A 1,536-nucleotide genomic window follows, 5' to 3' on the forward strand; every position below is an offset into this window, starting at 1 on the left:
GGCGTCGATGATGGGGGAGTCGCCGGAGGTGCGGTAGAGCGTCTGCTTGATCGCGAGCACGTGCGGGTCGGCGGCGGCCTGCTCGAGGAAGCGCTGCACCGAGGTCGCGAACGAGTCGTAGGGGTGGTGCAGCAGCACGTCACGGCGCCGGGTCGCCTTGAACACGTCGACGGGCGCGGCCGACTCCACCTCCGCGAGGCGCAGGTGGGTGGTGGGCAGGAACGCGGGGTACTTCAGCTCCTGGCGCGGCAGGTCGGCGATGTCGTGGAGGCCGCGCAGGTCGAGCGGGCCGGGCAGCCGGAACACCTCGTCCTCGTTGACCCCGAGCTCGGAGACCAGCAGCTCGAGAACCTGGGGGGCGATGGACTCCTCGACCTCGAGCCGCACCGGCGGGCCGAAGCGGCGGCGCAGCAGCTCCTTCTCGAGCGCGGCGAGGATGTTCTCGGCGTCGTCCTCCTCGACCTCGAGGTCCTCGTTGCGGGTGACCCGGAACGTGTGGACCTCGAGCACCTCCATGCCCGGGAACAGCCGCTTGAGGTGCTCGCGGATCACGTCCTCGAGCGGCACGAAGCGCTGGTTGCCGACCGGCACGAACCGGCTGAAGATCGGCGGCACCTTGACGCGCGCGAAGTGCTCCTTGCCGGTGCGCGGGTTGCGGATCAGCACCGCGAGGTTGAGCGAGAGCCCGGAGATGTAGGGGAACGGGTGGGCCGGGTCGACGGCCAGCGGTGTGAGCACCGGGAACACCCGGTCGCGGAACAGCCGCTTGCAGGTCTTCTGCTCCTCGCGGTCCAGGTCGTCCCAGCGGACCAGCTCGATGCCGACCTCGGCGAGCGCGGGCACGATCTCCTCGCGGAACACCCGGGCCAGGCGCTGCGCCAGCTCGCGGGTGGTGGTGAGGATCAGGTCGAGCACCTGGGTCGGCATCAGGCCGCTCGCGGCGGGCACGGCCACGCCGGCGGCGATGCGTCGCTTGAGGCCCGCGACCCGGACCATGAAGAACTCGTCGAGGTTGCTGGTGAAGATCGCCAGGAACCGCGCCCGTTCGAGCAGCGGCAGGGCCGGGTCCTCGGCGAGCTCGAGCACCCGCTGGTTGAAGCGCAGCCACGAGAGCTCGCGGTCGAGGAACCGGTCGTCGTACTTCTCGACGGCGGCGATCTCGTCGTGGTCGGGGTGGTACGGCGGCTCGACCTCGAAGGACTCCTCCGGGACGCCCTCCCCGTGGCTGGAGACCCGGTTGTCCAGTCCGTCCGTCGGCAGGCTCTCCAGGCTCATGTCGGCCAGTCTGGCACCTGCGGGTGAACGGTAGGTTGCGGTCGTGACCGCTCGCCACCGCCTGCACACGCTGCTCGCGATCCTGGAGACCCTGTCCCTGCGCACCGCGCTCGCGCTGCCCGCCTGGCTGCAGCGGCTGCTTGCCGGTCGGCCGGTCGTCCGCGACGGCCAGACCCTGGCCGTCGACACCCAGCTGATGCTGCGGATGCAGCGGCTCGTGCGCGAGCCCGGCGCCGAGACGCTCCCGATCCCCGACGGCCG

Annotated in this window: 1 protein-coding gene and 1 pseudogene; one reads left to right on the top strand and one right to left on the bottom strand. The window is 71.3% G+C overall.

Going from position 1 to position 1,536, the window contains the following annotated elements; translation table 11 throughout:
* Window positions 1-1,275 (bottom strand): polyphosphate kinase (locus Q0L15_RS20385; protein WP_296606488.1); only part of this gene is annotated, 1,275 nt, incomplete at its 3' end.
* A gap of 43 nt (window positions 1,276-1,318) precedes the next feature.
* Between Q0L15_RS20385 and Q0L15_RS20390 the strand changes: the two are divergent.
* A pseudogene (locus Q0L15_RS20390) lies at window positions 1,319-1,536 on the top strand (hypothetical protein); the annotation flags it as partial.

Source organism: Nocardioides sp., from assembly GCF_024509035.1.
Lineage (GTDB): Bacteria > Actinomycetota > Actinomycetes > Propionibacteriales > Nocardioidaceae > Nocardioides.